The 23,873-nt window shown below is 71.1% G+C and carries 20 protein-coding genes and 2 pseudogenes; 8 read left to right on the top strand and 14 right to left on the bottom strand.

The annotated features are described in order from the left end of the window. Nucleotides 1–6: 6 nt before the first annotated feature. Nucleotides 7–1,365 carry a hemolysin family protein gene (locus VGZ32_RS01060; protein ID WP_326883841.1) on the bottom strand — a complete coding sequence of 453 codons (1,359 nt, stop codon included), beginning with the start codon at nt 1,363–1,365 and terminating at the stop codon, nt 7–9. Nucleotides 1,366–1,616: 251 nt separating this feature from the next. Here VGZ32_RS01060 and VGZ32_RS01055 point away from each other — a divergent pair, with 251 nt between their 5' ends. Further along, entirely contained in the window at nt 1,617–2,054 is a 438-nt protein-coding gene (locus VGZ32_RS01055) for an Lrp/AsnC family transcriptional regulator (protein ID WP_326883840.1), read from the top strand. Between the two features lie 171 nt (nt 2,055–2,225). Here the strand turns inward: VGZ32_RS01055 and VGZ32_RS28540 are convergent. The 5 genes and pseudogenes from VGZ32_RS28540 to VGZ32_RS01030 all read right to left on the bottom strand — a co-directional run. Further along, nucleotides 2,226–2,399: pseudogene (locus VGZ32_RS28540) on the bottom strand (YegP family protein); the annotation flags it as partial. 178 nt (nt 2,400–2,577) lie between these two features. Next, the gene (locus VGZ32_RS01045; RefSeq protein ID WP_326883838.1) at nt 2,578–4,239 is read right to left on the bottom strand and encodes a DUF885 domain-containing protein; all 1,662 of its coding nucleotides are present in this window, start codon (nt 4,237–4,239) and stop codon (nt 2,578–2,580) included. Nucleotides 4,240–4,379: 140 nt separating this feature from the next. Continuing rightward, the gene (locus tag VGZ32_RS01040) at nt 4,380–5,369 is read right to left on the bottom strand and encodes a malate dehydrogenase (protein ID WP_326883837.1); all 990 of its coding nucleotides are present in this window, start codon (nt 5,367–5,369) and stop codon (nt 4,380–4,382) included. Between the two features lie 191 nt (nt 5,370–5,560). Further along, nucleotides 5,561–6,781, bottom strand: coding sequence for an NADP-dependent isocitrate dehydrogenase (locus VGZ32_RS01035; RefSeq protein WP_326883836.1), 1,221 nt, complete (start codon nt 6,779–6,781; stop codon nt 5,561–5,563). Nucleotides 6,782–6,937: 156 nt separating this feature from the next. Continuing rightward, nucleotides 6,938–7,246, bottom strand: a complete 309-nt coding sequence (locus VGZ32_RS01030; protein WP_326883835.1) for a DUF3017 domain-containing protein — start codon at nt 7,244–7,246, stop codon at nt 6,938–6,940. A gap of 271 nt (nt 7,247–7,517) precedes the next feature. Between VGZ32_RS01030 and VGZ32_RS01025 the strand changes: the two genes are divergently transcribed. From VGZ32_RS01025 to glgB, 3 genes are all read left to right on the top strand, one after another. Further along, nucleotides 7,518–7,796, top strand: a complete 279-nt coding sequence (locus VGZ32_RS01025; protein WP_326883834.1) for a hypothetical protein — start codon at nt 7,518–7,520, stop codon at nt 7,794–7,796. Between the two features lie 261 nt (nt 7,797–8,057). Further along, nucleotides 8,058–8,267: a hypothetical protein gene (locus VGZ32_RS01020; protein WP_349263439.1), complete on the top strand. Its 210-nt coding sequence runs from the start codon at nt 8,058–8,060 to the stop codon at nt 8,265–8,267. A gap of 109 nt (nt 8,268–8,376) precedes the next feature. Further along, complete coding sequence (glgB, locus tag VGZ32_RS01015; protein ID WP_414642440.1) at nt 8,377–10,992, top strand: 1,4-alpha-glucan branching protein GlgB; 2,616 nt, start codon at nt 8,377–8,379, stop codon at nt 10,990–10,992. A 22-nt stretch (nt 10,993–11,014) separates the two neighbouring features. On the opposite strand, the gene VGZ32_RS01010 is transcribed toward glgB, so the two are convergent. Beyond that, a complete protein-coding gene (locus tag VGZ32_RS01010; protein WP_326883831.1) occupies nt 11,015–11,881 on the bottom strand; it encodes a bifunctional methylenetetrahydrofolate dehydrogenase/methenyltetrahydrofolate cyclohydrolase in 867 nt (288 codons plus the stop codon). Nucleotides 11,882–11,955: 74 nt separating this feature from the next. On the opposite strand from VGZ32_RS01010, the gene VGZ32_RS01005 reads away from it, so the two are divergent. After that, complete coding sequence (locus VGZ32_RS01005) at nt 11,956–12,441, top strand: DUF4190 domain-containing protein (RefSeq protein ID WP_326883830.1); 486 nt, start codon at nt 11,956–11,958, stop codon at nt 12,439–12,441. 69 nt (nt 12,442–12,510) lie between these two features. On the opposite strand, the gene purH is transcribed toward VGZ32_RS01005, so the two are convergent. Next, a complete protein-coding gene (gene purH, locus VGZ32_RS01000; protein ID WP_414642442.1) occupies nt 12,511–14,106 on the bottom strand; it encodes a bifunctional phosphoribosylaminoimidazolecarboxamide formyltransferase/IMP cyclohydrolase in 1,596 nt (531 codons plus the stop codon). 14 nt (nt 14,107–14,120) lie between these two features. Then, nucleotides 14,121–14,771, bottom strand: coding sequence for a phosphoribosylglycinamide formyltransferase (gene purN, locus VGZ32_RS00995; RefSeq protein ID WP_326883828.1), 651 nt, complete (start codon nt 14,769–14,771; stop codon nt 14,121–14,123). Nucleotides 14,772–14,940: 169 nt separating this feature from the next. Between purN and VGZ32_RS00990 the strand changes: the two genes are divergently transcribed. From VGZ32_RS00990 to VGZ32_RS28535, 3 genes are all read left to right on the top strand, one after another. After that, on the top strand, nt 14,941–16,065 hold the full coding sequence (locus VGZ32_RS00990; protein WP_326883827.1) for a hypothetical protein: 1,125 nt from the start codon (nt 14,941–14,943) through the stop codon (nt 16,063–16,065). Between the two features lie 17 nt (nt 16,066–16,082). Next, a complete protein-coding gene (locus tag VGZ32_RS00985) occupies nt 16,083–16,460 on the top strand; it encodes a DUF2752 domain-containing protein (protein ID WP_326883826.1) in 378 nt (125 codons plus the stop codon). An 86-nt stretch (nt 16,461–16,546) separates the two neighbouring features. Further along, nucleotides 16,547–17,305 carry an RDD family protein gene (locus tag VGZ32_RS28535; RefSeq protein WP_349263436.1) on the top strand — a complete coding sequence of 253 codons (759 nt, stop codon included), beginning with the start codon at nt 16,547–16,549 and terminating at the stop codon, nt 17,303–17,305. 105 nt (nt 17,306–17,410) lie between these two features. Here the strand turns inward: VGZ32_RS28535 and VGZ32_RS28530 are convergent. From VGZ32_RS28530 to VGZ32_RS00960, 5 genes and pseudogenes are all read right to left on the bottom strand, one after another. Continuing rightward, nucleotides 17,411–18,439 (bottom strand): annotated as a pseudogene (locus VGZ32_RS28530) (DUF6350 family protein); the annotation flags it as partial. 461 nt (nt 18,440–18,900) lie between these two features. After that, nucleotides 18,901–19,800: a succinate--CoA ligase subunit alpha gene (gene sucD / locus VGZ32_RS00975; RefSeq protein ID WP_326883824.1), complete on the bottom strand. Its 900-nt coding sequence runs from the start codon at nt 19,798–19,800 to the stop codon at nt 18,901–18,903. A gap of 15 nt (nt 19,801–19,815) precedes the next feature. Next, a complete protein-coding gene (sucC, locus tag VGZ32_RS00970) occupies nt 19,816–20,991 on the bottom strand; it encodes an ADP-forming succinate--CoA ligase subunit beta (protein ID WP_326883823.1) in 1,176 nt (391 codons plus the stop codon). Nucleotides 20,992–21,207: 216 nt separating this feature from the next. Further along, on the bottom strand, nt 21,208–22,368 hold the full coding sequence (locus tag VGZ32_RS00965; RefSeq protein ID WP_326883822.1) for a VWA domain-containing protein: 1,161 nt from the start codon (nt 22,366–22,368) through the stop codon (nt 21,208–21,210). Then, on the bottom strand, nt 22,365–23,873 hold a 1,509-nt coding region (locus tag VGZ32_RS00960; RefSeq protein WP_326883821.1), incomplete at its 5' end, for a DUF5682 family protein. The genes VGZ32_RS00960 and VGZ32_RS00965, both read right to left, overlap by 4 nt.

The raw sequence follows: 23,873 nt of genomic DNA, 5'->3' as shown, positions 1-23,873 counted from the left end.
CGGACTTCATCCGTCCCGGCGAATGCCTCGCCTCTGCTCGCCCGGCACCAGCTCGCCCTCGCTCGGCTCGGGCTGCGCCTGTGCGCTCTCGGCGCGCGAGAGGCGGACGCGCGAGATGCGGCGGCCGTCCATCGCGTGCACGGTCAAGCTCAGGCCGTCGAACGCTACCCGGTCGCCCACCTCGGCGACCCGGCCGAGCCGCGCCACGATGTACCCGGCGAGGGTCTCGTACGGGCCGTCGGTCAGCTCGATCCCGGTCTCCTCGGCGAAGTCGTCCAGGCTGATCAGCCCGTCCAGCTCCAGGTCGCCGTCGCGCAACCGGGTGACCAGGGCGCCGGCCACGTCGTACTCGTCGCGGATGTCGCCGATCAGCTCCTCGACCAGGTCCTCGAGGGTCACGATCCCCGCGGTGCCGCCGTACTCGTCGACCACGATGGCCAGGTGGAACGAGTCGCGGCGCATCTCTGAAAGGGCGGAGAGCACGTGCTTGGTGCCGGGCAGGAATATGACCGGCCGGGCCAGCTCGGCGACCCGCTCGGCCTTCTCGGCGGCGTCGGGGACGAGCAGGTCGCGCACGTGGACGAAGCCGACGATGTTGTCGGCCGACTGGTCGGTGACCGGGTAGCGCGAGTGCGGGCTGCGCTCGATCAGCTCGGCGGCCTCGGCCAGGCTCAGCGCGCCGTCCAGGAACGTCACCTCGGTGCGCGGCACCAGCATCTCGCGCAGCTGGCGGTCCCCGGCGCCGAAGACCTCGTCGATCAGCCGGCGCTCATCCGAGGTCAGGCTCTCGGTGGAGGCGACCATCTGGCGCAGTTCCGCCTCGGTGACCTGCTCGCGTGAGGCGGCCGGGTCGCCGCCGAACAGCCGCACGATGCCGTCGGTGCAGACCGAGAGCAGCCAGATCACCGGGCGGACCAGCCGGGACATGCCCTGCAGGAAGGGCGCGACGGTCTTGGCGGTGGATTCGGCGCGCTGCAGCGCGAGGCGCTTGGGCGCCAGTTCGCCGATGACGAGGGTCACGAAGGAGATGATCATCGTGACGCCGACCAGGCCGACGAACCCGGCCAGGCCCGAGGTGAGCCCTGCCCGCACGAGCGCGCGCTTGGCGCTCTCGGACAGGGTGGTCGCGCCGTAGGCGGACGAGAGCAGCGCGGTGAGGGTGACGCCGATCTGGACCGTGGCCAGGAACCGGTTCGGCTCGCTGACCAGGCGCGCGACGATGGCGCCGCGCTTGCCGCCCGATCCGGCGAGCGCCTGGAGCTGGCCTTCCCGCAGGGAGACCAGGGCGATCTCGGACGCCACGAAGAGCGCTTCGATCAGGATCAGGGCGAGGACGATGATGCAGGACAGGACGGTGGGATTCACGGCGTGCGCTGCACCTGCCCGGTCGGCTCCGGCTCGCAGGCGTGGGGGGCCCGGGAGTGGATCTCGGAGGGTGGCGCGCACGCCGGTCTATGTCCGCTGGGGTCCGGGCCGCTCGATCCGGATCCGGTACTTCTTGTACCCATACGGAAGAGTCTATCGAGGCCGGGCATTCGGGTGACTGCCACGATGCGCCGGAGCCCGCAGACACAAGCGGGGCTCATGCCGACCAGCGGGCGCCCTAAACTCGCCGCGTGCATACGGACCAGACGGACGAGCAGATCATCGGCTGCCTCCTGCGGGACGCCCGCGCGCCCTATGCCGAGATCGGGGAGCAGGTGGGCCTGTCCGCTCCCGCGGTGAAGCGGCGGGTCGACCGGTTGCGCGAGCGGGGCCTGATCACGGGGTTCACCGCGCTGGTCGACCCGGCGGCGCTGGGCTGGACCACCGAGGCGTTCGTCGAGCTGTACTGCACCGGGCGCACGTCCCCCGACGCGATCCGCACGGCCATGGACAGCACCCCGGAGATCATCGCCGCGTACACGGTCACCGGGGAGGCCGACGCGCTGCTGCATCTGCGCACCAGGGACACGGCCCACCTGGAAGCTGTGCTTGAGCGGGTACGGATGGCGCCGTTCGTGCAGCAGACCAAGTCGGTGCTCGTCCTGTCCCGCCTCATCGACCGGCGCTGACGCCGGGTGGTGGCCTCCGATCCGGGGGCCACCACCCGGACGCTCATGCCGCCGTGCGTGGACGGGGTGTCGTCACGCGACGGTGGTATTGCGCTTCACCTCGGGCTTCGCCATCGGCTTCACGCCCATCGGCTTGGCGGTCATCGGCTTGGAGGTCGCCCCGGACGAGGTCATGTCGACCACCGTGGCGGCGGGCGCGTTCGAGCGGATCGACTCGATCCCGTTCATGCAGTCCGCCATCGAGTCATAGGCCTCGCCGACCGCGATGATCTGCCCGTTCCCGGCCTTGAGTCGGAAGCGGTGCTTGCCCTTGGCGTCCTTGTACACCTCGAATTTGCCGGCCATCGCGTGCTCCTTTCGTCGTGTTGCCGCGAAGGACCCCCTCAGGCTCCTTCGGACCGGGCACCGGCGCATGCCCGGATCGGCCACTCAGGTGGAGCACGCGCGCATTCGGGGGGTTCGCCGACCATGTCAGGCGACGAATACCCCCGGCGGCCGGCCCGGCCAGACCGTCAGCTCTCGATCACAGGCGGGCGAGCGCGGCCCGCAGCGGGTCCAGCCCCATCGAGCCGAGCGAGAGTGCCTGCGCGTGGAACTCCTTGAGGTCGAACGCGGCGCCCTTGCGCGCCTTGGCCTCCTCGCGGGACTGGAGCCAGATCCGCTCCCCGAGCTTGTACGAGGGCGCCTGACCGGGCCAGCCGAGGTAGCGGTCCAGCTCGAAGCGCAGCATGCCCTCTTCGGTCCGGGTGTGGCTGCGCAGGAACTCCCACGCCAGGTCCGCGTTCCACACCTCGCCCTCGTGCCCGTTCCAGACGCCCTTGGGGACCGGCAGCTTCAGGTGCACGCCCAGGTCCACCACGACGCGCGCGGCCCGCAGCATCTGCGCGTCGAGCATGCCGAGCAGCTCGCCGGGGTCCTCGAGGTATCCGAGCTCTTCCATGAGCCGCTCGGCGTACAACGCCCAGCCCTCGCCGTGGCCGGACACCCAGCACATCAAGCGCTGCCAGCGGTTGAGCTTTTCCCGCTGGTACACGGCCTGCGAGCACTGGAGGTGATGGCCCGGGACGCCTTCGTGGTACACGGTGGTGACCTCGCGCCAGGTCGAGAACTCCTCAAGGCCCCCCGGCACCGCCCACCACATGCGTCCGGGGCGGCTGAAGTCCTCGCTCGGCTGGGTGTAGTACACGCCGCCGTCGCTGGTGGGCGCGATCATCGCCTCGATCCGCCGGGCGGGCTCGGGGATGTCGAAGTGCCTGCCGTGCAGCTCGGCGATGGTCCGGTCGCCGAGGTCCTGCATCCAGGCGCGGTAGTTCGCGGCGCCGGTGATCTTGCGCTGCGGGTCGGCGTCGAGCGCGGCGACCGCGTCGTCCACGCCGCCGCCGGGGACGACGAGCCCGGCGACCCGGGTCATCTCCGCCTCGAGCCGCTTGACCTCCGACCAGCCCCACTCATACGCCTCGTCGAGGTCGATCGCCGCGCCGAGGAACGAGCGCGAGGCGCGGGCGTACCAGTCGCGGCCGGCCGCGTCATCCTCCCGGGCGGTGGGCAGCAGTTCGCGCTCCAGGAAGCGGCCGAACTCGGCGGTGGCGGCGCGGGCCTTCGCCGCCGCGCGCTCCAGGTCGGTGCGCAGCGCCCCCTCGGCGCCGGTGCGCTCGACCAGGCCGGCGTAGAAGTCGGTCTCGCCCGAGGACCAGTCCGCGGCCTGCGCTGCGCAGGCCAGCACCTGTCGGCGCGCGGCGGTGCGGCCGTGCTTGGCGGCCTCGAGGTAGGTGCGCCGCAGTCCGGAGTAGGCGGTGGACACCGCGTCCATCCGCGCGGCGATGTTGCGCTGCGCCTGCTCGCCCTCGAGCGGCATGAGGTCGAACGCCTGCCGCACCCCCTGCATCCAGCTGGCCAGCACGTTGAGCCGGCTGGTGGTGTCGCCCGCCTCGTACTCCTCGACCGCCAAGCCGAGGCGCTCCTGCATGGCCTCCCGGGCGATCCGCTCGCGTTCGTCGCGGGGCTCGGCGGCGGCCAGCTTCGCGAGGGTGTCCCGCTCCAGCTCGGTGCGCGCCACGAAGCCGACCGGGCTCAGGTCGATCATCTTGTCTTCGTACCCGTCGATGCCGCAGAAGGTGGCGCCCACGGGGTCCAAGGCGGCGGCGCGCTCGACGTAGCGGTCGGCGATCTCGGTGATGTGGCTCATGAGATCGCACGCTATCGTCCGAGGGCCCACCTAGACATGCCCTTGTTCCGGACAGCGGGAAACCCCTACAGCCCGGGACGGCTTGTGTGCGGCCGTCCCGGGCGGTCGGGGGTTCGAGTCCGCGCTCGAGGCGGAGCGGCTCAGATGAGGCCGAGCTCGCGGACCGCCGTACGCTCCTCCTCGAGCTCCTTGACCGTCGCGTCGATGCGGGCGCGGGAGAAGTCGTTGACGTCCAGACCCTGCACGATCTGGTACTCGCCGTTCCCGGTGGTCACCGGGAACGAGGAGACCAGTCCCTCGGGCACGCCGTAGGAGCCGTCGGACACGATGCCCATCGAGGTCCAGTCGCCCTCGGTGGTCCCGTTGAACCAGGTGTGGACGTGGTCCAGCGCCGCGGAGGCGGCCGACGCCGCGGACGACAGCCCGCGCGCCGCGATGATCGCCGCGCCGCGCTTGGCGACCGTCGGGATGAAGTCGTTCTCCAGCCAGGCCTGGTCAGCCACGACCTCGGCCGCGTTCTTGCCGCCGATGCGCGCGTTGAACAGGTCCGGGTACTGGGTCGCCGAGTGGTTGCCCCAGATGGTGAGGTTGGAGATCTCCGAGACCGGCACCCCGGCCTTCTTGGCCACCTGCGCGACGGCGCGGTTGTGGTCGAGCCGGGTCATCGCGGTGAACCGGGACTTCGGCACGTCCGGAGCGTGGTTCGCGGCGATCAGCGCGTTGGTGTTGGCCGGGTTGCCGACCACCAGGACCCGCACGTCGTCCGCGGCGCCGTCGTTGATGGCCCGGCCCTGCGGCTTGAAGATGCCGCCGTTGGCCGACAGCAGGTCGCCGCGCTCCATCCCGGCGGTGCGCGGGCGGGCGCCGACCAGCAGCGCGATGTTCGCCCCGGCGAAGGCGGGTACCGGGTCGTCGAAGATGTCGATCCCGGCCAGCAGCGGGAAGGCGCAGTCGTCCAACTCCATGGCGACGCCCTCGGCCGCCTTGACCGCCTGGGGGATCTCGAGCAGCCGCAGCCTGACGGGGACGTCCGGGCCGAGCAGGTGGCCGGCGCCGATGCGGAACAGCAGCGAGTAACCGATCTGGCCGGCGGCGCCGGTGACGGTCACATTCACGGGGGTGCGGGTCATATCGCGTACTCCTGGCACACCGGCGCCGGGTTCGCCGGCGTCGGACGACGAGTCTGGGATGTGTGGTTACCTCGCTGAAACGCTACTCCTCCGGGCCGGGCGCCCGGACGTCGGCGCCCGCCGCCCGGCCTGTGAGAAGCAGCACGACACCGAAACGCAGCACGACACTGCGTTCGGGCCGTGGCGCGGCTTTATGCCTTGGCCAGCGCGGCCTTGAGATTCTCGTCCAGCGCGCCCAGGAACTCCTGCGTGGTCAGCCACGGCGCGTCGGGGGCGATGAGCAGGGCCAGGTCCTTGGTCATCTGGCCGCCCTCGACGGTGGAGACGCAGACCCGCTCCAGGGTCTCGGCGAACGCGGTGACTTCGGGGGTGCTGTCCAGCTTGCCGCGGTGCGCCAGGCCGCGGGTCCAGGCGTAGATCGAGGCGATCGGGTTGGTCGAGGTCGCCTTGCCCTGCTGGTGCTGGCGATAGTGACGGGTGACGGTGCCGTGCGCGGCCTCGGCCTCGACGGTGCGGCCGTCCGGCGTCATCAGCACGCTGGTCATCAGGCCGAGCGAGCCGTAGCCCTGGGCCACGGTGTCGGACTGCACGTCGCCGTCGTAGTTCTTGCAGGCCCAGACGTAGCCGCCCTCCCACTTGAGCGCGGCGGCGACCATGTCGTCGATCAGGCGGTGCTCGTAGGTGAGCCCGGCGGCCTCGAAGTCGGCCTTGAACTCGGTCTCGAACACCTCCTGGAAGATGTCCTTGAACCGGCCGTCATAGGCCTTGAGGATGGTGTTCTTGGTGGACAGGTACACCGGGTAGTTGCGGGCCAGGCCGTAGCGCAGCGAGGCGCGGGCGAAGTCGCGGATCGACTCGTCGAGGTTGTACATGGCCAGCGCCACCCCGGCGCCGGGGAAGTCGAAGACCTCGATCTCGATCGGCTCGGAGCCGTCCTTCGGGGTGTAGGTCAGGGTGAGGGTGCCGGGGCCGGGGATCTTCAGGTCGGTGGCGCGGTACTGGTCGCCGAACGCGTGACGGCCGACCACGATCGGCTTGGTCCAGCCGGGCACCAGGCGCGGCACGTTGCTCATGATGATCGGCTCGCGGAAGATCACGCCGCCGAGGATGTTGCGGATGGTGCCGTTGGGCGAGCGCCACATCTTCTTGAGGCCGAACTCCTCGACCCGGGCCTCGTCCGGGGTGATCGTGGCGCACTTGACCCCGACGCCGTACTGCTTGATGGCGTTCGCGGCGTCGACGGTGACCTGGTCGTCGGTGGCGTCGCGGTGCTCGATGCCGAGGTCGTGGTACTTCAGGTCGACGTCCAGATACGGCAGGATCAGCGAGTCCTTGATGGACTGCCAGATGATCCGGGTCATCTCGTCGCCGTCGAGCTCGACGACCGGGTTGGCTACCTTGATCTTGGGCATGGGCGGCTGCGTCCTTCTCGCACGGCGGGTTGGCTGCGGCAAGGTATCTTGGCGTCAAGATAATTCGCCGGAGCCGAGCCTACCCCGGTCGCGGCGGGTGCGGGAAACCAGGTCCGGCAAAGGCGACGGACCGGACGGCCGCCGCTCGCAGGCGCGTTACAGCGTGTCGGTGATCATGGCCAGGATCAGCAGCAGAACGCCGAGCAGCGCCATGGTGATCACGTCCACCCCGCGCCGCCGCACGGCGAGCAGCCCGGCCCGCGACGGGGAGAGCACGAACCGCAGCACCGAGCCGACCAGCAGCGCGGCGCCGAGCACGGTCAGCCCGCGTTTCAGACCGCCGAGCGAGACCATGATCACGGCTACCGTGGCGCTGCCGAAGACGACCGCGAACGGCCATTCCGCGGCCACCGCCCGCAGCGCGCGGGCGGGTGACGGGTTGTCCCGGCGGTTGGCGACTTCCATGAAGCCACTAAACCACGCTTCGGTTACGTCCGGCGGATCGCCCGGGGAGCGCTCAAGCGGGACTCAGGAGGCGGCCGGTTCCGCCATCCGGGGCGTGGCGCGGCATCGTCCGCCACTAGGCCGGGAAGATGACTAAGGAAGGGCGGATCGCGCGGCGTCACACGGTTGCTGGATCACAGGTTGATGGATCACACGGTTGCTAGATCGCACAGCGGCCGGGTCACAGGCGGCCGGTCGCGCGGCGGCTGTCCAGAGGCGGGCGGAGGCGGACATGAGCGACTTACCCCCGATCGGAACACCGGCGGTCCTGGACACCAAGAAGCGGGAACGCGGCCGCCTGGCGTCCTGGGTGCGCCATCCGAAGACGATTACCGGCGCGGTGATCGTGGCCCTGACGGCGTGGTTCGTCCTGGCGAACAACGACGCGACGCGGATCCACTTCTGGGTGGTCTGGGTGTCCGCGAAGCTCTGGATCGCGTTCGTCATCAACTTCGCGGCCGGTCTCGTCGTCGGGTACCTGCTGAAACGGCGAGCCGTCCGGAAGCGCTGACGTCGTCGGGCGGACCGGGTGCCGGATCACCGGGTGTCGGATCTCGGTGGGGGCGCGCAGGCGCATCCGGTCGATGCGCATTGCGCCCGATGTGCTGTGGTTAGGGTTGTTTCGCCGCCCTAGTGTGCTCACTAGCCACGGTGTCCGGATACTTCCAGCCAGATAGGCGAGAGCATGATGCACGGCCGAGACGTCGAGTCCCCCACCCCTGCAAACCCGTTGACCTGCGCTCCCCCGAGCGCCACGCTCGGTGCCGCTCCCGTGGGCGCCAACACGCTCGAATCGGTCGCGGTCTTCTGCGGCAACTGCAGCTGCGGCTGCCCGGAGCTCTTCCTCGACCACGGCGCCGACACTGCGCACCGCGTAGTCCTCACGGACGATTTCGGCCAGCGGGTCCAGATGTCCCTCGAACAGCTCAGCGCGCTGGTCGCCGATGTCAAGAACGGAACGCTGGATCGCCTGATCGGCTAATCGCACTCAGAGGGCCCGGCGACCGCCGCCCGCGCGGGCGGCGGTCGCCTCGCGTTCACCGCCGCTTGGCCCGCAGCTGGCCGACGAGACTCCCCGCGCCACGCATGGCATGGTAGAAAGCGGAGATGGGAGACCTGCCAGGCTCCGACAAGACGAGGACGTGGGCGCTTTGACGGTGCGTACGGTGCGTGACGAGGCACGGATCGCCGGCTACAGGACACCGGGCGGGAATTCCACCCGCGCGGCCGGAGCCGCGCCGGCGCTCGCCGACGAAGAACGCAGGGCCCTGCTGGACGGGGCGATCCACGATCCGCATCGGCTGCTCGGCGCCCACCCGGCGGCTGGCGGCACACTGGTGCGCACGCTGCGCCCGTTCGCCGAGACCGTGGCGGTCCTCACCGCCACCGGCGAGCGCTACGCGCTCACGCCGGAGGGCGAGGGGCTTTTCGCGGCCGTGCTGCCGATCGAGCTCGGCGACTACCGGCTCGCCATCGACTACGGCGGCGCGGAGGTCACCCTCGACGACCCGTACCGCTTCCTGCCCACGCTCGGCGAGATAGACCTCCACCTCATCGGCGAAGGCCGGCACGAGCAGCTGTGGCGGGTGCTCGGCGCGCGGGTGCGCCGCTTCGACTCCCCGCCGGACTCCCCCTTCGACGCGCCGAGCGGCACGTCGTTCGCCGTGTGGGCGCCGAACGCGCGCGGCGTGCGGATCGTCGGGGACTTCAACTACTGGAACGGCACCAGCCACCCGATGCGCACGATGGGGGCGTCGGGCGTCTGGGAGCTGTTCATTCCGGGCGTCGGGGAGGGCTCCCGGTACAAGTACGAGATCCTCGGCCGCGACGGGGTGTGGCGGCAGAAGGCGGACCCGCTGGCCCGCCGGTGCGAGCAGCCCCCGGCGAACGCCTCGGTCATCGACGACTCGCACCACGAGTGGACCGACGCCGCGTGGATGGAGCGGCGGGTCGGATACGACCCCTACCACTCCCCGATGTCGGTGTACGAGCTGCACCTGGCCTCCTGGCGGCCCGGGCTCGACTACCACGGCCTGGCCGAGCAGTTGCCGCCGTACCTCAACGAGCTGGGCTTCACGCACGTGGAGTTCATGCCGCCCACCGAGCACCCGTTCGGCGGATCGTGGGGCTACCAGGTCTCCTCCTACTTCGCCCCGACCGCGCGGCTGGGCACCCCCGATGACTTCCGCGTTCTGGTGGACGCCCTGCACCGGGCTGGGATCGGCGTCATCGTGGACTGGGTTCCGGCGCACTTCCCGAAGGACAGCTGGGCGCTGGCCGAGTTCGACGGCACCGCGCTGTACGAGCATCCGGACCCGTGGCGCGGAGAGCACCCGGACTGGGGGACGCTGGTCTTCGACTACGGCCGCCGCGAGGTGCGCAACTTCCTGGTCGCCTCCGCCCTGTTCTGGTGCGAGGAGATGCACGTGGACGGGCTGCGGGTGGACGCCGTGGCCTCGATGCTCTACCTGGACTACTCGCGCGAGGCGGGCCACTGGCATCCCAACGCGTACGGCGGCCGGGAGAACCTTGAGGCGGTCTCGTTCCTGCAGGAGCTGACCGCGACCGTCTACAAGCGGGTGCCCGGCTCGGTCGTGATGGCGGAGGAGTCCACCGCCTGGCCGGGGGTGACCCAGCCGACGCACCAGGAGATCCACGGCACCGGCGTGCACGGGCTCGGCTTCGGGTTCAAGTGGAACATGGGCTGGATGCACGACACCCTCGGCTATCTGCGCGAGGACCCGGTCAACCGCCGCTACCACCACAACCGGATGACTTTCTCGCTGGTGTACGCGTTCACCGAGAACTTCATCCTGCCGATCAGCCACGACGAGGTGGTGCACGGCAAGGGCTCGCTGCTGAACAAGATGCCGGGCGACCGCTGGCAGCAGTTCGCGACCCTGCGCGCGTTCCTCGCCTACATGTGGGCGCACCCGGGCAAGCAGTTGCTGTTCTCCGGCTGTGAATTCGCGCAGAACGACGAGTGGTCCGAGCAGCGCGGCCTGGACTGGTGGCTGCTGGACTACGGCGAGCACCGCGGCGTGTTCCGGACGGTGGAGGACCTCAACCGCGAGTACCGCAAGCGTCCGGCGCTGTGGCAGCAGGACAACTCAGGGGCCGGATTCTCCTGGCTGGTAGCCGACGACACGGACCACAACGTGTTCGCGTTCGTCCGCTGGTCCCTGGACGGCACGCCGCTGGTGTGCATCGTGAACTTCGCCGGCGTGCCCTGGGAGGGGTACACCCTGGCGCTGCCGCTGTCCGTGGAAAAGGCGCCGATCTGGGACGAGGTGCTCAACACCGACGCGGACCGCTACGGCGGCTCGGGCGTCGGCAACCTCGGCTCGGTGACGGCCATCGGCGAGGAGTGGGGCGGCTGGCCGGCGCGCGCGGTGCTGCGGGTGCCCCCGCTCGGAGCGCTGTGGCTGGTGCCGCGGCAGCTCCCGCAGTACGTCGAGGACGTGGAAGGCGTCGGCGAGGGGCTCGAGCCGCGGGAGCACGAGCGGGAGGAGGAGGGCGTCGTCGCGGTCGTGGAGATCCTCGAGGCTGAGGAGCCCGACATCGACGAGCTCGCCGAGCCGGAGCCGCACGCCCCGGAGCCTGTGGCGGCCGCGGAGCCGTCGCTGCCGTCGGAGACAGCGCTCGAACGCGGCGCGACGGCTTCCAGGCTCGACCCCGAATCAGCCCTCTTGGACGATCCCGAATAACCGCTGAACCAGCCGCCGCGGGTCAGCCGGCGATGTCGAGCCCTGCGGCGTGCTCGGCGGCCTCCACGACGTTGGTGAGCAGCTGAGCCCGCGTCATCGGCCCGACGCCGCCGGGGTTGGGTGAGAGGAATCCGGCGACTCCGGCCACGGCCGGGTCCACGTCTCCGGTCAGCTTGCCGTCCACGTGTGAGACGCCGATGTCAAGCACGGCCGCACCCGGCTTGACCATGTCCGCGGTGATCAGGTGCGGCACTCCGGCGGCGGCCACGATGATGTCCGCCTGGCGGGTGAGCCCGGGCAGGTCGCGCGTTCCGGTGTGGCACAGGGTGACGGTGGAGTTCTCCGAGCGGCGGGTCAGAATCAGGCCGAGCGGGCGCCCGACCGTCAGGCCGCGCCCGACGACCACGACGTGCGCCCCGTTCAGCTCGATGCCGAAACGGCGCAGCAGCACGATCGCGCCGTACGGGGTGCACGGCAGCGGCGCGGGTTCGCCGAGCACCAGTTTTCCGAGGTTGACCGGGTGCAGGCCGTCGGCGTCCTTGGCCGGATCGACCCGCTCGAGCACCCGGAACTCGTCGAGGCCCTTGGGCAGCGGCAGCTGCACGAGGTAGGCGTGGCACTGCGGGTCGGCGTTCAGCTCGGCGACGACGTCCTCGACCTGCTCCTGTGAGGCGTTCGCGGGCAGGCGGCGGTCGATCGACCGGATCCCGATCTTGGCGGAGTCGCGGTGCTTCATGGTCACGTAGGAGTGCGAGCCCGGGTCGTCGCCGACCAGCACCGTGCCGAGCCCCGGGACCACGCCGCGCCCGGCGAGCACGGCCACCCGGTCGGTCAGGTCCTCGCGGATCTCCGCCGCCGTCTTCCAGCCATCGAGAATCGTCGCCGTCATGTAATCCATTCTCGCAGAGGCTGCGGATAGACTCGCTCGCCGAGCTCGGCCGCGCATCGATCCAGGGGGAAGCAGTGTCCGAAACACCGGGTTACACCGCAGGCCAGCAGGGGTTCGACGGGGCGCCGAGCGACCAGCCGCCGCCGGGCTACGGCCCGCCGCAGCAGCAGCCGGGCTACGGGCCGTACGGATACCCGTATCCAGCCCCGTATCCGCTGGCGATGCCGCCGCAGCCGCGCAGCGGCATGGCGCTGACCGGGATGATCCTCGGCATCGTCGGGCTGTGCACGTCGATCCTCTACGTCGGCGGCGTGATCGGGATCGTCGGCCTGGTCTTCTCGATCATCGGCATCCGCACGGTCAACCGCACCGGTCAGGCTGGCAAGGGCATGGCGATCACCGGCCTGATCACCTCGATCATCGCGATCATCGTCAACGCGATCGAGATCGCGGTCGTCATCTGGGTCGTGCACACCTTCAGCACCTGCACGCAATACGACCCGAACGTGAAGCCGACGCAGTACCAGCAGTGCGTCCGCAGCGGAATCCTCGGGAACTGAGACGCAGACGCGGACGCGCCCCGGAGTCCGAGGCCGGACTCCGGGGCGCGAAACGCGTGTCCGGGGATGTCAGTGCGCGAAGTGCCGCGTCCCGGTCAGGTACATCGTCACGCCTGCGGCCTCGGCGGCGGCGATGACGTCCGCGTCGCGCACCGAGCCGCCGGGCTGCACGACCGCTTGCACGCCGGCGTCGATCAGCACCTGGAGCCCATCGGCGAACGGGAAGTAGGCGTCCGACGCGGCGACCGAGCCGACCGCCCGGTCCCCCGCCCTGGCCGCCGCGAGCCTGGCCGAGTCGACCCGGTTGACCTGTCCCATCCCGACCCCGACCGCGGCCAGGCCGGAGGCCAGCAGGATCGCGTTGGACTTGACCGCCCGCACGGCCCGCCAGGCGAACGCCAGATCGGCCAGCAGTTCGTCGGACGCCGCCGGGCCCGACGCCAGCCGCCAGTTCGCCGGGTCGTCGCCCGGGGACTGGAAGTTGTCGCCGACCTGGAGCAGCAGCCCGCCGCAGATCTGCCGGTACTCGGTCTGCCGCCGCGCCCGCGACGCGGTGCGCAGCAGCCTGATGTTCTTCTTGGCGGTGAGGATCTCGACCGCGCCCGCTTCGTAGTCGGGGGCGACGATCACCTCGGTGAACACCTCCGCGACCTGCCGGGCCATCTCGGCGCTGACCGGCCGGTTGCTGGCGATGACCCCGCCGAAGGCCGAGACCGGGTCGCAGGCATGCGCCTTGCGGTGCGCCTCGGCGACGTCGCCGGAGGCTGAGACGGCGATGCCGCACGGGTTGGCGTGCTTGATGATCGCGACACAGGCGTCGCCGAAGTCGTTGGCGGCGCGCAGCGCGGCGTCGGAGTCCACATAGTTGTTGAAGGACATCTCCTTGCCGTGCAGCTGCTCGGCGGTGGCGAGGCCGCCGATCTCCGACGCGTACAGCGCGGCGGCCTGGTGCGGGTTCTCGCCGTAGCGCAGCACCGTCCTGCGGGTGAAGGTGGTGGCCAGGAAGTCAGGGAACTGTGACTCGTCGGCCGGTGCGTACGCCGAGGCGAACCAGGACGCCACGGCGGCGTCGTAGGCGGCAGTGTGCGCGAACGCCACGGCGGCGAGGCGCTTGCGCTGCTCGAGGGTGAAGCCGCCGCCCTCTGCCGCCGCGAGCACGTCGGCGTAGCGGGCCGGGTCGACCACGACGGCGACGCTCGGGTGGTTCTTCGCCGCGGCGCGCACCATGGAGGGGCCGCCGATGTCGATCTGCTCGACGCACTCGTCCGGCGTCGCGCCCGAGTACACGGTCTGCGTGAACGGATAGAGGTTGCACACGACCAGGTCGAAGGGCTCGATGCCGAGCTCGTCGAGCTGGCGCACGTGGTCGTCGAGGCGCCGGTCGGCCAGGATCCCGGCGTGTACCCGCGGGTGCAGGGTCTTGACCCGGCCGTCCAAGCACTCGGGGAAGCCGGTGAGGTCGGCGACCTCGGTCACCGGCACCCCGGCGGCGGCGATGCGCGACGCGGTCGAGCCGGTGGACACCAGCGCGACCCCGGCGGCGTGCAGTCCGCGGGCCAGATCTTCGAGGCCGGTCTTGTCGTAGACGCTGATCAGCGCGCGGCGCAGCGGCAGGCGGGGCGATGCGAAGGCCGCGTCCGACCCGGAAGGGGTCTCGGGAACGATGTCGTCGGTGCTGCTCACGGGATGGTCACCTTCCGGTCGGTGTGGATCGTCCAGCCTTCGCGGGCCATCCGGCCCACCTGGTGCACGAGCATGCGCCGTTCGACGTTCTTGATGCGCTCGTGCAGCTTGTCCTCGTCGTCGCCCTCCAGCACCGGGACGGCCTCCTGCGCGATGATCGGACCGTCGTCCACGCCCGCCGCGACCGCGAAGAGCGTGCACCCGGTGATCTTGACGCCGTACGCGAGGGCGTCGCGCGCGCCGTGCATGCCGGGGAAGGAGGGCAGCAGGGCGGGATGCGTGTTGACGGTCCGCCCGCCGAACGCCTCCAGGAAGTCCTGGCCGAGCAGCTTCATGTAGCCGGCCGAGACGACCAGGTCCGGGCTGTGCTTGGCGACCTCGTCGCGCAGGGCGCGGTCCCAGGCGGTACGGTCCGGGAAGTCGGCGATGCGCAGGACGAAGGTGGGCAGGCCCGCGTCTTCGGCGCGTTTGAGGGCGAGGATTCCGGGGCGGTCCGCGCCGACGGCGACGACCGCCGCACCATAGGCTGGGTCCGCGCCGGCGTCGAGAAGGGCTTGAAGGTTGGTGCCCGAACCCGAGACGAGCGCGACGATGCGCGCGGGAGGCGAGGGCGGGGATAATTGCCGGAAGAGAACTGGGGAGGCCACGACCGCGGCATCCTTTCGTGAGTGTTCGGCTTTCGTACCGAGGTCCGGCCGCGGGCCGGACCACCGGGATGTGGGCAACGATAGCTAGGGGTACCGTGAGGGGACCAATCGAGCAGCCCTTTTCCCCGACGAGTGACGCAGCGATGCATGACGACCGGAGCCGACGACTGTGACCGACGCACCTTCCCGCCAGGATCCCCCTGAGAACGAGGACGGTCCGCCGGACACCGGTTCCGCCGCCGCGTCGATGCACGACGCGCCGGTTTCCGGCGCTCCGCCGTCCGACGACACAGGGATTTCGGACACAGCGACTTCTGACGCAGGGACTTCCGACACAGGGATTTCGGACGCCGCGCCCTCGGACGCCGCGCAGACGCCGCAGTGGTCGCCGGACCAGCCCGCCCCGGCCCCGTGGTACTTGGGCCAGCCTGGGGCCGTGCCGCCGCCTGCGCCCTATCCGGCGTCTCCTCCCATCGCGTTCCCGCCTCCGCTTCCGCCGCCGAGCCCCGACCAGGCGAGCTGGCCGAATCAGCCGCCCGGTACGCGTCCCGAGGACAGCGGGGCCACGGGTGCGCAGCCACCGCAAGGCCAGCAGGCGGGCCAGCCGCCGCAGCCGCAGGCAGCACCGCAGCAGCCGCCCCAGCAGTCGACCGGTGTCCCCCCATGGACCGGTCAGGCGCCGCCCAACCCGCAGCAGCCGGTGGGCGGACCGCCAGCCGGCTGGCCGCAGTCCGGTCAACAGCCGGGGCAGCAGCCCGGCCCGCCGTACCCGGCGCCGTGGCACGATCCCAACCGTTACGCCCGGCCAGGCACCCGGCCGCAGCAGCAGGGTCCATCGCAGCGGCCGCCGTATCAGCCGCCGGAGCGCCGGGATACGGACCGCCGCACGGACCCGTTGCAGCGCCCGGAGCTGAGCCTGCGCACCCGGTGGGCGCGCGGCCTGGCCATCGGCGGCTTCGCCTGCGTCGTCCTGACCGTCCTGAACGGCTATCAGAACCTCAACGCCTGGCTGTTCGGCGCGGCGACGGGCCTGGCGCTGTCGCTCACCGGGCTCTGGTTCGGCGCCTTCGCCCAGCGTGACGCGTCCCGCCAGGCCAAGCGCGTGCCCGAGGCGGTCGCCGCGATCGTGTGGAGCTCGATCTCGTCGCTGATGGCGCTGTCGCTGCTCTCGCTGTCGCTGATCTTCTATCCGCAGCTGAGCCAGTACGCGAACTGCATGCGGGCGGCGAACACGATCACCGGTCAGAAGGCGTGCCAGACCGACCTCAACAACTCGATGACGTTCAAGCCGTAGCCATGATCGCGGTCCCGGTGGCACGCAGTCGGCCGAGCGCCTCGGCGCTCCGGCTCGGCGCGGTGGCCGCCGCCTCGGTCGCCGCCGCGTGGGTGCACGAGAACCACGATCCCGGCCCGTTGTGCCCGCTGCGGCGGCTGACCGGCGTGCCCTGCCCGTTCTGCGGATCGACGACGGTGTTTATGGAGGCGGGAGCAGGGCACTGGGGCGCCGCGCTCTCGGCCAATCCGGTGACGGTGGCCGCGGCGCTGGTCTTCCTCGCCGCTCCGCTGCTCGCGCTCGACCCGATCGCGGCGATCGGCAACCTGCCGCCGCGGACGCGATGGCTCGGCGGTCTGGTCCTGCTGGCCGGATCGTGGCTGTGGCAGTTGCACAGGTTCGGGTATCTCGGGTGATACCCATTCAGAGCAGCAGATGGTGTGCTGGGAGCGGCCACGTCTGACGATGTGTGAGAGATCGCACGGATCAGGAGAACGCTACGATGACCAACACGCCGGAAGCGCCGCGGGAGCCCGAGCAGGGCTGGCCTGAGCCGGAGCCTCAGCCGCAGTCGCCGTTCGCGCCCGGGTCTTACGGGCAGCCGCACGACGCGCAGGCGCCGCCGCCTCCACAGCAATCGCCGTACCAGCAGCCGGGCCAGTATCCCCCGCCTCCTCCCCCGCCGCCCGGCCCGGGACAGTACGGCCAGACTCCGTACGACCAGCCTCCCTACGGACAGCAGCCGCCGTACGGGCAGCAAGCGCCGTACGGGCAAAGCCAGTACGGCCAACAGCCCCAGTACGGCTACGGATACAGCCAGCCCTACGGCGCTCCCGGCGTCGGACTACCCATCGGCATGCCCCCCTTCGCCGGGTGGTGGGACCGGGCCGCCGCCTTCCTGCTCGACAACGGGCTCGCCGTCATCGGCGGTTCCTTCGACAGCGCCAACCTCAGCAACGGGGCCAACGTCGCTTTCAGCATCGTCAGCCTGGTCGGCCTCGTCTGGGCGATCTACAACGCCGTCCAAGCCGGGCGCACCGGGCAGTCCTTCGGCAAGCGCACCGTCGGCATCCGGCTCGCCCGATTCTCCGACGGCATGCCCATCGGCGGCGGGCTCGGCTTCCTGCGCCTGTTCCTCGACTGGCTGTTCTTCGTCCTCTGCTTCGTCCCCGGCCTGCTCAACTACCTCTGGCCGCTCTGGGACGCCAAGAACCAGACCTGGAGCGACAAGATCGCCAAGTCGGTCGTCATCAAGGCGTAGCACCGGCATTTCCTCGGTGTCGGCCGAGTCGTCCCGGCCGGGCGCCGCGAGCAGCCCGCGTCCGTGGTCGACCGCGTACCAGAGCCCGAATCCGGCCGCCGCGATCACGCTGAGCTCGGCGAGCACGGCCAGCGCCACCTGCCAGGGAACGGGTCCGACGTCCGACGTCGCCCCGGCCGCCACCGGGCCGCCGGACAGGACCGCGGCGGCCCCCGCGACCGCGCCGACCGCGGGGGCCGCGACGCCGAGCGCGGCCGCCCGTTCCGCGGCGGACCGCACCGACCGCCAGACCAGCAACAGCGCCGCGACGCCGGCGCCGACAGGTACCGCGAGCACGAGCCACATCACCGCGGGGAGGTGGCCGGCCGAGGGCACGCCCTGAAGCACTGGCAGGCCGGGCAGCGGGCCGTGCACGACGCCGGTCAGCCGCACCGAGCTGTCGTCGCCGACCGCGAAGCCGGGTCCGGTCACGAAGCCCAGCGCCCAGACCACGACGTTGGGCGTGAGCGCGAGGTCGATGAGGAAGAGACCGGCGCCGCCCGCCGCGCCTTGCCCGATCTGCTCGCCGACGCGGGTGACGTCCGCGGAGCGCAGCACGAGCGCGACCGCGGCGAGCAAGGCCGCGCCCGCGACCAGAACGGCCAGCGCCCCGGTGCCCGCGCGCACTGCCGCAATCGCCCACCGGTCCAGCCGAGTCACGCCGTGACTGAGGAGGCCGGCGCCGTACCCACACGCGGCGATCAGGCACGGGTAACCGATCGCGGCGCCGGTCTCGGCGTGCAGCGAGTCCGAGGCGGCGCTCCACGCGATGACGAGCGCCGCGAGCGGATAGCAGACCACCACCGTGCCGAGGGACCAGGCCCCCGCGTCATGTCGGCGCGCGGCCTGGCGGCCGGTGAGGACCAGCGCGCCCACCGGGAGGATGGAGAAACCGAGCGGCGACAGGCCGAACGGACCGTCAGGTGTGTGCAGCATGACGTGGTGCGCGGCGAGCCACAGCTGCCCGGCCACGTGCAACGGCATCGCCACCGAGCCGTTGGCGGGCGCGGCTGTTGCCCACACTGCCAGCGTCAACGCGCTGGCGCAGAGCCATCCCGCGGCGGCGATGCCCACTGCCGCTCCGGCGCCGACCATCAACTCCGCGCGGTGCGCCTGGACCTGGTGGCGCAGCTCGTCGAGGGTCGCGCGCGCCGCGTCGGTCCAAGCGCGCTCGGTGTACGGCGCGGCGATTTCCACAGGGCTCTGTGTCGCCAGCTCGGGTTTCGCTGCGCTTTGCGTCACCGCGTCAGGCGTCGCTGCATCCTGCGTTGTCGCCCTGGGCATAGACGGGCTCTGCGTCGCGGCAGCAGCCGGTGTCGCTGTGCCCTGCGTCGTCGGGCCGTCCGCCTCCGGAGGCGCCAGATCAACCGGTGTCTCGGCCATGCCCGATATGGTCGCGACCATACGGATGCGTATATGGGCAGACTCGCCCGCAGGTCACTCGGATGAGCGCGTCGGCGCGACCGTGCCGACGGCGGCCCGGATCTCCTGACAGCAGAAGGGGCGCTGGATGACCCGGCGCCCCTTCGATGCCTGCTGCGCGTGCGCGCCGCGCCTTACAGCTGCTCGATGATGGCGCGCATCAGCCGCGCGGTCTCCGACGGCGTCTTGCCGACCTTGACCCCGGCGGCCTCCAGGGCCTCCTTCTTCGCCTGCGCCGTGCCGGACGAGCCGGAGACGATCGCGCCGGCGTGCCCCATCGTCTTGCCCTCGGGCGCGGTGAAGCCGGCCACGTAGCCGACGACCGGCTTGGTGATGTGCTCCTTGATGTACGCCGCGGCCCGCTCCTCGGCGTCGCCGCCGATCTCGCCGATCATCACGATGGCGGCGGTGTCCGCGTCGTCCTGGAACGCCTGCAGCGCGTCGATGTGCGTGGTGCCGATGACCGGGTCCCCGCCGATGCCGATCGCGCTGGAGAAGCCGAGGTCGCGCAGCTCGTACATCATCTGGTAGGTCAGCGTGCCCGACTTGGACACCAGGCCGATCTTCCCGGCCTTGGCGATGTCGGCCGGGATGATGCCCGCGTTGGACTTGCCGGGGCTGATCAGGCCCGGGCAGTTGGGGCCGATGATCCGGGTCCGTCCTGCTCCGTTCTCAGCCTGCCGCTGCGCGTAGGCCCAGAACTCGGTCGAGTCGTGCACCGGGATGCCCTCGGTGATGACGACCGCGAGCGGGATGGCCGCGTCGACGGCCTCGATGACCGCGCTCTTGGCGAACGCCGGGGGCACGAAGACCACCGACACGTTCGCGCCGGTCTCCGCGATCGCCTCGGCCACGGTGCCGAAGACCGGGATCTGGGTGCCGTCGATCTCGACCTTCTCGCCGGCCTTGCGCGGGTTGACCCCGCCGACGATGTTCGAGCCGGCCTTCAGCATCCGCCGGGTGTGCTTCATGCCCTCGGAGCCGGTCATGCCCTGGACGATGATCTTCGAGTTCTCATCGAGGAAGATGGCCATGGTCTGTTCGTCCCCTTACTTCGCCGCGGCGAGCTCGGCCGCGCGAGCGGCGGCGCCGTCCATGGTGTCGACCTGCTCCAGGCGCGGCAGCGAGGCCTCGTCCAGGAGCTTGCGGCCCAGCTCCGCGTTGTTGCCGTCGAGCCGGACCACCAGCGGCTTGGTGACCGCCTCGCCGCGCGAGTCGAGCAGCGCGAAGGCCTGGATGATGCCGTTGGCCACGGCGTCGCAGGCGGTGATCCCGCCGAAGACGTTCACGAAGACGGACTTGACGGCCGGGTCGCCGAGGATGATCTCCAGGCCGTTGGCCATGACCTCGGCCGAGGCGCCGCCGCCGATGTCGAGGAAGTTGGCCGGCTTGACCCCGCCGTGCGCCTCGCCGGCGTAGGCGACCACGTCGAGGGTCGACATGACCAGACCCGCGCCGTTGCCGATGATGCCGACCTCGCCGTCGAGCTTGACGTAGTTGAGGTGCTTCTCCTTGGCCTTGGCCTCCAGCGGGTCGGCGGCGGCCTTGTCCTCAAGCGCCGCGTGCTCCGGCTGGCGGAAGGCGGCGTTGGCGTCCAGGCTGACCTTGCCGTCGAGCGCGAGGACCCGGCCGTCGGTCGTCTTGACCAGCGGGTTGACCTCGACCAGGAGCGCGTCCTCCTGGGTGAAGACGATCCACATCTTCTCGAGCACCGCGGCGACCTGGTCGGCGACCTCGGCCGGGAACTTCGCGGCGGCCACGATCTCGCGCGCCTTCTCCGGCGTGACGCCGACGGTCGCGTCGACCGGGATCTTGGCCAGCGCCTCGGGCTTGGTGACCGCGATCTCCTCGATCTCCATGCCGCCCTCGACCGACGCCATCGCCAGGAAGGTGCGGTTGGCCCGGTCCAGCAGGAAGGAGACGTAGTACTCGGCGGCGATGTCCGCGGTGACGGTCAGCATCACCCGGTGGACCGTGTGGCCCTTGATGTCCATGCCGAGGATCTGCTCGGCCTTCGCCCGGGCGTCGGCGGCGTCGGCGGCCAGCTTGACCCCGCCCGCCTTGCCCCGGCCGCCGGTCTTGACCTGGGCCTTGACCACCGTTCTGCCACCGAGCCGCGCGGCCGCGGCCTCCGCCTGCTCGGGCGTCTCGGCGACCTCGGCCGGCAGGACCGGCACACCGTGCTTGGCGAAGAGGTCCCTCGCCTGGTATTCGAAAAGATCCACGCGCGTCCGTCCTCAGTGACTGACGGCTCGGGGCGGCTGGTCGTCCCCGGCCTTAGAAGGTCCCTACGAGGTTATCCCGATCGGGTGAATGGTCCGTAACCGACAGCGTGTGATGTGCGTCAATAGTGCAACAGCGTCCCGTCAAGAGGCAGCCGCACGTCCGATAAAGGGGCGCTCGCGTCTCCCGAGAGCGCCCCCGGGTCGGGTTTGCGCGGGTCAGTTTGCGGCGGCGAAGGGGGCCAGGTCGCGCCGCTCGATCGCCGCGGCCATCAGCGGGCCGAACCGGTCCGGGGTGCAGGCGAACGCCGGAACGCCCAACTCGGCGAGGGCGGCGGCGTTGTGCTTGTCATAGGCCGGGGCGCCTTCGTCCGACAGCGCCAGCAGCACGATGCACTGCACGCCGGCCGCGCACAGATCGGCCATCCGGCGCAGCATCTCGTCGCGCACCCCGCCTTCGTAGAGGTCGGAGATGAGGATGAAGATCGAGTCGGTCGGGCGGGTGATCAGCGACTGGCTGTAGGCGATCGCCCGGTTGATGTCGGTACCCCCGCCGAGCTGGGTGCCGAACAGGACGTCGACCGGATCGGTCAGCTGCGCGGTCAGGTCCACGACCGCGGTGTCGAACACCACCAGCGACGTCTTGAGCGCCCGCATCGAGGCCAGGACCGCGCCGAACAGCGAGGCGTAAACGACCGAGGCGGCCATCGAGCCGGACTGGTCGATGGCCAGGATCACGTCGCGCTTGACCGTCTTCGCCGCGCGCGCGTAGCCGATCAGGCGCTCAGGCACGACGGTGCGGTGCTCGGGCTGGTAGTGCTTGAGGTTGGCGCGGATCGTGCGGTTCCAGTCGATGTCGCGCGGGAGCGGGCGGTTGGTGCGCGCGGCGCGGTTGAGCGCCCCGGTGACGGCGGCCCGGAATCCCTGCGCCAGCTTGCTTTCCAGGTCGTCCACGACCTTGCGCACCACCTGCCGCGCGGTCTGCTTGGTCTCCTCCGGCATCAGCCGGTTCAGCGAGAGCAGGGTGCCGACGAGATGGACGTCCGGCTCGACCGCGGAGAGCAGTTCGGGCTCGAGCAGGAGTTGACGCAGGTTCAGCCGCTCGACCGCGTCGCGCTGCATCACCTGCACGACGGAGGTCGGGAAGAACTCGCGGATGTCGCCGAGCCAGCGGGCGACGTCCGGCGCGGAGGATTGCAGCCCGGCGCTGCGCTCGCCGCCGCTCGCGGGGCGGCCGCGGCCCTGGCCCGCGCCTCCGCCGTAGAGCGCGGCCAGCGCGTTGTCCATCCGCTGGTCGTGACCGCTGAGGCCGCCGCAGCTCTGCTCCGCGTCGCCGCCGAGCACCATCCGCCAGCGGCGCAGGCGATTGTCGGTGGTCATGGGCGCGCTCCCGGCGTGAAGATGGGCGGTCGTCTTGAATCGGAAGCTGACGCCGGATCAGGTACTGGGCGCGTTGCCGCGTCGGAGATGGGCGGTCGTCTTAGGCCGGGCGCTGACGCCGGATCAGGCACCGACAGGCGCTCTGCGGCCCCAGAGATGGCCGGTCGTCTTGAATCAGATGCTGACGCCGGATCAGACACCGACGGGCGCGCTGCCGCATTTGAGATGGGCGGTCGTCTTAGATCGGGCGCTGACGCCGGCTCGTACGCTGACGCCGGATCAGCTGGCTGCCCTGCCCCTGCCGGACGTCCGGTGAGCAGGAGTTGCACGGTAGGCAGTGCGGCGGCGATCCACGCAGCGGTCATCTCGTCCGGCACGGTCGCCGGTGGCGCGGTGGTGTCGGGGCCTTCGGGGGCTGCCTCGCCGGAGATCGGCTCGGGCGGCGCGCTCTCGGCCTTGACCCGGTCGCCGATCGTCCGCCGTTCCGGCGCGGTGAAGGTCGAGAAGGTCCGGCGCAGCAGCGGCAGCACCTCCTCGAACCGGCCGGGCCCGAGTCCGGTGAGCCAGTTGTCGATCAGCCGCAGCATCTCCCGGTCGTGCGCGAGCAGCAGGCCGGACTCGGCCAGGAATCCTTCGAGCCACGCGGCGGCCGACGGCGGGGGCGTTCCCGGCGACAAGGCCCGGGCCATGCGCGCCGCGACGTCCTCTTGCCCGAAGCGGCCGCAGTCGCGCAACAGGCGGGTCGCCCGCCCGACGAGCAGGCCGTTCGCCCCGGCCAGATCCGCCACGTGACGCAGCGCCTGGAGCCAGGGGCCGCTGATCGCCTCGTCGTCCAGGGTCTGGATCGCCGCGTGGACCTTGACCAGGCTGGGCGCGAGCGCCCGGGCGGCGTCGTCGTCCACGCCCGCGCACGCGGCCGGCAGCCCGATCGCGATCCGGACGGCGATCCCGTCGACGACCGTCTCGAGCCCGTCGGCCCGGGTGCCGCGCACGTCGCCGTAGCGCAGGATGTTGGCGAGCGGCGGCAGCGCGGTGGCGAGGTCGGCGATGTCGGTGTCGAGTGCGGCCCGGTTCTTGACCAGGTCGATCAGCGGCGCGACGGCGTCTGGCAGGTCGGCGGTCAGGCAGCGCTCGACCAGCACGGTCAGCGAGCCGAGGGTGTCGGTCTGCGCTGCCGAGTCCAGCGCCTTCGCGGTCGCCGCGGCGACGACGGTGGTTCCCCAGATGGCCGCCTCGACCAGCTTCACCTCGAAGACCGGCTCCCAGGCCACCCGCCAGGACTCGCGGAACGTGCCGGTCCCGCGGGCGCCCACGTTGACCGCCCAGTCCACGCCGAGCAGCGCGAGCCGGTGGAACAGCTTCGAGCGGCCCAGGTCGTTCGCCGAGCGCAGGTCGAGGTCGTACTGCTTCTCGGTGGCGGCCTTCGGCACCCGCAGCCGCTTGGCCTCGCGGTCCAGGTCGGCGGCCAGCGGCACGGTCGGCGCGCCGGCCGGGACCTCGCCGAG

This window comes from Actinocrinis sp., assembly GCF_035938995.1.
Classification (GTDB): Bacteria; Actinomycetota; Actinomycetes; order Streptomycetales; family Catenulisporaceae; genus DASZGI01.
The sequence above is the reverse complement of the archived record's forward strand: the minus strand, read 5'-3'. Positions and strand labels throughout refer to the sequence as shown.

Excerpts from the sequence above, each read along its gene's own strand:
- VGZ32_RS01045 (WP_326883838.1), bottom strand. The coding sequence starts at position 4,239 with ATGAGCCACATCACCGAGATCGCCGACCGCTACGTCGAGCGCGCCGCC.
- VGZ32_RS01040 (WP_326883837.1), bottom strand. The coding sequence starts at position 5,369 with ATGACCCGCACCCCCGTGAATGTGACCGTCACCGGCGCCGCCGGCCAG.
- VGZ32_RS01035 (WP_326883836.1), bottom strand. The coding sequence starts at position 6,781 with ATGCCCAAGATCAAGGTAGCCAACCCGGTCGTCGAGCTCGACGGCGAC.
- VGZ32_RS01030 (WP_326883835.1), bottom strand. The coding sequence starts at position 7,246 with ATGGAAGTCGCCAACCGCCGGGACAACCCGTCACCCGCCCGCGCGCTG.
- VGZ32_RS01025 (WP_326883834.1), top strand. The coding sequence starts at position 7,518 with ATGAGCGACTTACCCCCGATCGGAACACCGGCGGTCCTGGACACCAAG.
- glgB (WP_414642440.1), top strand. The coding sequence starts at position 8,377 with ATGGTAGAAAGCGGAGATGGGAGACCTGCCAGGCTCCGACAAGACGAG.
- VGZ32_RS01010 (WP_326883831.1), bottom strand. The coding sequence starts at position 11,881 with ATGACGGCGACGATTCTCGATGGCTGGAAGACGGCGGCGGAGATCCGC.
- VGZ32_RS28535 (WP_349263436.1), top strand. The coding sequence starts at position 16,547 with ATGACCAACACGCCGGAAGCGCCGCGGGAGCCCGAGCAGGGCTGGCCT.
- sucD (WP_326883824.1), bottom strand. The coding sequence starts at position 19,800 with ATGGCCATCTTCCTCGATGAGAACTCGAAGATCATCGTCCAGGGCATG.
- VGZ32_RS00965 (WP_326883822.1), bottom strand. The coding sequence starts at position 22,368 with ATGACCACCGACAATCGCCTGCGCCGCTGGCGGATGGTGCTCGGCGGC.